Raw genomic sequence first — 6,036 nt, 5'->3', positions numbered from 1 at the left:
CTTGACCAACTAGTTCGTTGAAGGTTTGCTGGTATTGATCGGCGGTCATTCCATGGCGTGCCTGCCATGCAGGACCTGAACTTTGCTCCCAGATCGCAGCGTAGCGGTCTTGACCGTTTACCTCGTAGCCGCTGATATTGACGAGCCGGAATCCTTGACCAACTAGTTCGTTGAAGGTTTGCTGGTATTGATCGGCGGTCATTCCATGGCGTGCCTGCCATGCAGGACCTGAACTTTGCTCCCAGATCGCGGCGTAGCGGTCTTGACCGTTTACCTCGTAGCCGCTCACATCCAAAAGCCTCATAGCAACCCCCAGTCTTTGATTAATCGGATACCCCCGAAAAAGGCAAGGGTGCCTCCAAGCTACCCATGCCCAACTAAGAGCAAACGTCACGGGCTACCAGGGTTGGGTCGAGTACCTCGAACTCGTCGACGTCGATCTGTGTCGAACATTCAGCCTTCTCATAACGCGGCGCCTGAGCAGCAGGAACGAACCGCGAACGCGCGCACGCGGGTCTTGAAAGCGGGCGGCAACGTGCTTGTCTCGTCGATCGAGCTTGCCCAAACATGAGGGCTGCCTTGTGGACCATGTGTGGACCACGAAGTAAGCGACATCCGCAAAACGAGCACGTGGAGGAGGAGTGCGAACGCCTGCGGGCGCTGTTCTTCCAGGTCATGGACACCCGGGCGTACTACGGTCAAGCGGACCATCTCCAGCTTGACCGTCCCCCACTCGCAGGCCCGGCCAAATGATCGGGTGGCCGAGTGGATCAACGGCCAGTTAACCAGATCCGTATCGCGATCGAGGCGAGCCTGAACCCATCGTGGGGGCAGCGGTCTCGCCCCAGGGAGAAACCTGCTCATCGCTGGCGGCGTGGTGGCTGTCTCACCTGCGAGTTCGAAAAGTTCACGGTGCGTCGTGCCCAAGTGACGCGATGTCGATCGGCTAGCCGTCGACTCGGACCAGCGGGAGCCACTGGGAGACGTCGGCGCGGGTGCCGGACGCGGTGAGGGCGCCGCGGTCGACCGCTTCGGACCAGCTGAGGAGTCCGGTGGCGAGCAGGAGCCAGGTGCGGGCGTCGGTCTCGACGACGTTGGGCGGGGTGCCGCGGGTGTGCCGGGGTCCGGCGATGCACTGCACCGCGGCGAACGGCGGCACCCGGACCTCGACGCTGTTGCCCGGCGCGACCTGCTCCAACGTCCGCAGGCTCAGCCGCACCGCGGCGGCGAGCTCTGGGCGCGCGGGGCGCTGCGCGTCGTCGTCCAGCCAGGACCGCACGGCTGCGACGGCATCGCGCATCTCACCGGGATCAACGGCACGTCGAGTGGCCATGCGACCAGCCTACGAAACCTCCGGCGAAGCCCGTCCCGGTGCGGTGCAGCGCGATTTCGACGTCTGATTTCCATTGAAATTGTGGAAGTTCTCCGCAGCACCCCGAGACCGTCCACAGGCCTCGGCGTGTCAGACGCGGACACGCCGACGTCCGGGACGCCGTTCCGGCCCGGTCCTCCCGTCGCTGGTCCACAGTTTCAATTGAAACTGTGATCCGCCGTGGGTGGGATTTACAGTTTCAATTGAAACTGTGGTTCTGGCGGCGACGGCCGGACCGGCTAGAGCCAGCCGAGCTTGACGGCTTGCATGCCCGCTTGGAAGCGCGTTTCGACGCCGAGGCGCGCGATCAGCTCGCGGACCCTGCGGTGCGCGGTCCGGGCGCTGAAGCCCATCAGCCGGCCGATCGTGTCGTCGGTGGCTCCGGAGGCCAGCAGCGACAGGATCCACCGCTCCTCCTCCGTGGGCTGCATGTCCTCGCCGGACAGGTCCTGGGCGGCGGTGAACGGCGCGGCGAAGCGCCACATGTCGTCGAAGATCCGGCCGAGCGCGGCCAGCATCGCCGAGCTGCGCACCACCACCGCGCTCTGCACCGTGTTGTCGGCGACCGTGAGCGGCATCAGCGCGATCTCGTTGTCCACCATGATCAGCTTGGTCGGCGCCACGTGGATCACGCGCGCCTGCTCGCCCTGCGCGACCAGCTTGGTGGTGATGTCCAGCTGCGGCGGCAGCGCCAGCGCGGACCGGTCGTAGAGCACCTGGTACTGCACGCCTTCGGCGAGCTTGCGGGATTCCAGCGAGTCCAGCGGTCCGGTCGTCACGTACGGCGGCTTGGCCACGCCCTGGACCAGTTGCACGGCGTTGCGCTGCAGCTCGTAAGCAGCCCAACCGACCCGTTTGGCCCCGTGCACGACCTGCAGCACACCGCCGCTGCCGGACTGCGCCCGAGCGGCGCGGGCGACCGAGGCGACCTGCGCCCGCACGGCCCGCTCGGTCAGCGGCTCCGTGGTCGCGGTATCCCTCGCCGGCTCGTCGACCGCGGTCGACTGCGCCAAGTCCTCGGTGTATCCGGGAAGCACGGCACACCCCTCCTCGCGTGCCCGACAGCACCGATTCAGCACCGGTACCGCGATGGACACTGAAAACCCCCGTTGATGGCAACGTATCCACCGGAAACGATCGCTGGAACCGACTTTCGCACGAAGGTGCGCAGCGACCTTGGATTGACCCCGTTCGGCCGCATCCCGGCGTCCCCCGAATGCAGCAGCGGACACGACACGGGCCCTTCCCGATCGTCGTCAGGAAAGGCCCGCGGATCGCATCGCTACCGGATCACAGGTCACCGATCTGCAGCAGGTCGGCGATCGTGTCCGACGGCGCGTCCTGGATCACGCCGCTGGAGGCCTGGCCCTGCAGCCCGGAGACCACGTCGGCCGGGGCCGCGTCCGGGTTGGCCTCCAGGAACAGCGCGCCGACGCCGGCCACGTGCGGGCTGGCCATCGAGGTGCCGCTCATCGTCTCGGTGCCGCCACCCGGGACGGTCGACACGATGTCCACACCGGGCGCGTAGCCCTCGACGGTGGCGCCGAAGTTGGTGAACTCGGCGGAACCGTCGTTCTCGTCGGACGCGGCCGTGGTGAACACACCCTCGGCGCTGGCCGGGGAGGTGTTCTCGGCGTCCTGGCTCTCATTGCCGGCGGCCACCGCGAGGAAGACGCCGCTGTCGACCAGCTTGGTCGCGGCCTCGTCCAGCGCCGGGTCCTTCGGGCCGCCCAGCGACATGTTCGCCACCGACGGGCCGCTGTGGTTCTGCGCGACCCACTCGATGCCGCCCACGACCTGCTCGGTGGTGCCGCTGCCGTCGTCGCCCAGCACGCGGACGCCGACCAGCTTCGCGGCCTTGGCCACGCCGTAGGTCTCGCTGCCGATGGTGCCGGCGACGTGGGTGCCGTGGCCGTGCTTGTCGGTGCCGTCGCCGCCGGTGGCGTCGAAGCCGACCTCAGCGCGATCGCCGAAGTCGGGGTGCGTCGCGTCGATGCCGGTGTCGATGATGTAGGCGGTGACGCCTTCACCGGTGCCCTTGGGGCCGTAGTTGCCGTCCAGCGGCAGATCCGGCTGGTCGAGTCGGTCCAGGCCCCAGGACTCGACGGCCTGGTGCTTGGCCGGCTCGACCTGGATGCGGTAGCTCTGGGAGATGTTCTCGACCTTGGAGCTGGCCCGGACCTTGTCCAGCTGCTCGGGGCTCAGCTTGGCGGAGAACCCGTTGAGCGTCGCGCTGTAGACGTGGCGGGCCTGGACGCCGAGCTCCTCGGCGACGCCCTGGGCGACGATGCCGTCCTTGAGGTTGACGATGTAGACGTCCGAATCATCGGCGCTCGTCGCCTGGGCCTGCGGGTGCAGGAACAGCGGCGCGAGGTCGATCTGCGGCTGTGCGCCGGCGGGAGTCCCGGCGAACACGAGCGCCGCCGCGGCAACGCCTGCCCCGGTGCCGTAGAGCAGCTTCCTCATGTTTCCCCTCCTAGAAATACGCTCGGGTGGGGCCGAGCGAAGGTGTTCCGGTGCGGAACGTAACCAGGGAAAACACTCGAACGGGTGATGTTGGCGATTTGTCGCCACACAATCGTGCGGCGGGGTGAACGAATTCCCATCTCTGCCTGACCGACCGGGAATGAGCAGGCAAAATCGCACCCGCCGCGGTCCGCGACGGGTGTGTGAAAAACTGTTAAAAGCGAGTTCGTCCAGCCGTCCTGCTATTCGGACGGCGCCCCGCTGTATTCACTGCGTGAACGGCTCAACTGCCTTACCGACACGACGGAGTGATCAAGTGGCGGCGACCCAGCGCCGCAGCCGGAGGCGGACCGCCTCCACGTACTCGGGCTCGATCTCGTCGCCGGAGCCGTCGGGGGCGACTCCGTAGGTCATCCCGTAGTGCAAGTACAACGCGCGCTCCTGCGCCAGCGGCAGATCGCCCTTGACCAGATCGACTCGCGGGGCCAGCCGCACGGCCTCCTTGCCCACCGCGACGGTGAGCGTGTCGCCGTCGAAGGCGGCGCCGTCCAGCGGCACGAAGCTCTCGTTCGTCCCGAAGAGTCCAGTTTGGACGGTGACCCAGGCTGGCTGCTCGGTGTCGTCCTCGATGAACAGCTGACCGACGATGCCTATCCGATGACCGGTGGGGTCGAACACCTCGCACCCGAACAACCGCAACGCTTCCCGCTGACCGATCATCGCCGCCTCCCCTCCCCGAACCCTGCCGCCAGTTTCCCCCTGGACCCGTCGCGACGGCACCTCGGAACGGCTGGTCCCCGGGGGACGGTCGGCGGACGCCGGAGCCCGGATGGGACCCTCGGAGGCGCGCTCAGCAGCAGCGGGGCGTCAAGATCAACAGCACGGAGCCCCGATGTCCGACCCGAACCAGCCCGAGCTCGGCCAGCTCGTCCCGCCGATCACCGACGAGATGCGCGAGCACGCCAAGCAGAGCCCCAACAGCTGGCTCTACATCACCGACCCCGGCTACGCGAGCGAAGGCGACGACGTGCCGCCGGAGGGCATCGTGGGCGCCTACCAGATCGACGCCGACGGCGAGATCGACCCGGAGTTCCAGCTCAACGACCGCTACGAGCCCTCCGAGCTGGTCACCGAGCAGCCGGAGCCGACCAACGAGCTGGAGCGGGTGCTGATCGAGATCGCCGAGGGGCGGATGGCCGATTCCGCGCTGCCCGCAGCGGTCCTCGACGCCGAACTGCTGCTCTACGCGCCGGACGAGGAAGACCAGATGCTCTACACCGCGGAGATGTCCGACGGCAGCCAGCTGGTCCCGGCTTGCACCTCGGTGGCGCGGGTGCCGTCCGACTGGCCGGGCGTCCGCAAGGTGCCGGGCAGCGTGCTCCCGGAAATCCTCGGCGGTCTCGCCCTGGGGATCAACCTGCACGAGGCAATCCAGGCCGTGATCCCGCACAGCGTCCTCACCGAGGTTGCAGCCGAACGGTCTTGAGTACCGGGACAACTCCCTGGTCCTGGAGACCGACTTCCACACCGAAGACGGCGTGCTGCGGCTGATCGACTGCATGTCGCCGCACGAGAAGGACCACCTCGCCCAGCCTTGCCTGGTGCGGACCGTGCAGGGCATCTCCGGCGAGGTCGACATCAAGATGCGCTGGGTGGTGCGGTTCGCCTACGGCGACGCGGTGCCGTGGGTGCGGCGGGTGCGGGAGATCGAGCCGGTGCTCGACGAGTTCATCCTCGCGATCGCCGGCCCGCACACCGCCGTGCTGCGCGGCGACGTCCTGCCGCAGCGCGCCGAGCACGAGCTGATCCGCACGGTGCACGCCGGGGAGCAGCTGTCCTGGGTGATGCAGTGGTCCCCGGACGCCGACGACCTTCCCGCGCCGGTTGATCCGGAGGAGGAGGTCCGGCCTGACCGGTCGCGAGGGCGCGTTCCTGGCGTGCTCGTTCTGGCTGGTCGACGCGCTGACCTACATCGGACGCCGGGCGGAGGCCGAGGAACTGTTCGGCGAGCTGGTGGCGCTGGCCAACGACGTGGGCCTGTTCGCGGAGGAGTACGACGCCCAGACCCGCTCCTTCGCGGGCAACTTCCCGCAGGCCTTCAGCCACCTGGCCTTGGTCAACTCGGCGGCCGTTCTCTACGGCGGTCTGACCCGAGCGCAGCGCAGCCGCCGCAACCGCAAACCCGACTGACGCACCTG

At 67.8% G+C, this 6,036-nt stretch carries 8 protein-coding genes; 2 read left to right on the top strand and 6 right to left on the bottom strand.

The genetic code is table 11. The features are described 5' to 3' along the window. The 5 genes from ACWCO2_RS28985 to ACWCO2_RS28965 all read right to left on the bottom strand — a co-directional run. Nucleotides 1-289, bottom strand: a 289-nt coding sequence (locus tag ACWCO2_RS28985) for a hypothetical protein (protein ID WP_450130954.1), incomplete at its 3' end; no start/stop codon positions are given. 657 nt (nucleotides 290-946) lie between these two features. Further along, entirely contained in the window at nucleotides 947-1,333 is a 387-nt protein-coding gene (locus ACWCO2_RS28980; RefSeq protein ID WP_450130953.1) for a sterol carrier family protein, read from the bottom strand. A 278-nt stretch (nucleotides 1,334-1,611) separates the two neighbouring features. Further along, nucleotides 1,612-2,409 (bottom strand): helix-turn-helix transcriptional regulator, encoded by a 798-nt coding sequence (locus ACWCO2_RS28975; RefSeq protein WP_450130952.1) that lies wholly within the window; start codon nucleotides 2,407-2,409, stop codon nucleotides 1,612-1,614. Nucleotides 2,410-2,662: 253 nt separating this feature from the next. Beyond that, the gene (locus ACWCO2_RS28970; RefSeq protein ID WP_450130951.1) at nucleotides 2,663-3,838 is read right to left on the bottom strand and encodes a S8 family serine peptidase; all 1,176 of its coding nucleotides are present in this window, start codon (nucleotides 3,836-3,838) and stop codon (nucleotides 2,663-2,665) included. A gap of 312 nt (nucleotides 3,839-4,150) precedes the next feature. Continuing rightward, nucleotides 4,151-4,558 (bottom strand): PRC-barrel domain-containing protein, encoded by a 408-nt coding sequence (locus tag ACWCO2_RS28965; RefSeq protein WP_450130950.1) that lies wholly within the window; start codon nucleotides 4,556-4,558, stop codon nucleotides 4,151-4,153. A gap of 172 nt (nucleotides 4,559-4,730) precedes the next feature. On the opposite strand from ACWCO2_RS28965, the gene ACWCO2_RS28960 reads away from it, so the two are divergent. Further along, entirely contained in the window at nucleotides 4,731-5,324 is a 594-nt protein-coding gene (locus ACWCO2_RS28960; RefSeq protein ID WP_450130949.1) for a type VII secretion system-associated protein, read from the top strand. On the opposite strand, the gene ACWCO2_RS28955 is transcribed toward ACWCO2_RS28960, so the two are convergent. Continuing rightward, complete coding sequence (locus ACWCO2_RS28955) at nucleotides 5,296-5,637, bottom strand: hypothetical protein (RefSeq protein ID WP_450130948.1); 342 nt, start codon at nucleotides 5,635-5,637, stop codon at nucleotides 5,296-5,298. The genes ACWCO2_RS28960 and ACWCO2_RS28955 overlap by 29 nt on opposite strands. Nucleotides 5,638-5,722: 85 nt before the next feature. Between ACWCO2_RS28955 and ACWCO2_RS28950 the strand changes: the two genes are divergently transcribed. After that, complete coding sequence (locus tag ACWCO2_RS28950; protein ID WP_450130947.1) at nucleotides 5,723-6,028, top strand: glycoside hydrolase family 15 protein; 306 nt, start codon at nucleotides 5,723-5,725, stop codon at nucleotides 6,026-6,028. Nucleotides 6,029-6,036: the final 8 nt, after the last annotated feature.

The sequence above is a fragment of the Saccharopolyspora sp. NPDC002376 genome, from assembly GCF_053593195.1.
Note: the sequence above shows the minus strand (reverse complement) of the source record. Positions and strands in the feature narration are given on the sequence as shown.

Excerpts from the sequence above, each read along its gene's own strand:
- ACWCO2_RS28960 (WP_450130949.1), top strand. The coding sequence starts at position 4,731 with ATGTCCGACCCGAACCAGCCCGAGCTCGGCCAGCTCGTCCCGCCGATC.
- ACWCO2_RS28965 (WP_450130950.1), bottom strand. The coding sequence starts at position 4,558 with ATGATCGGTCAGCGGGAAGCGTTGCGGTTGTTCGGGTGCGAGGTGTTC.
- ACWCO2_RS28980 (WP_450130953.1), bottom strand. The coding sequence starts at position 1,333 with ATGGCCACTCGACGTGCCGTTGATCCCGGTGAGATGCGCGATGCCGTC.
- ACWCO2_RS28970 (WP_450130951.1), bottom strand. The coding sequence starts at position 3,838 with ATGAGGAAGCTGCTCTACGGCACCGGGGCAGGCGTTGCCGCGGCGGCG.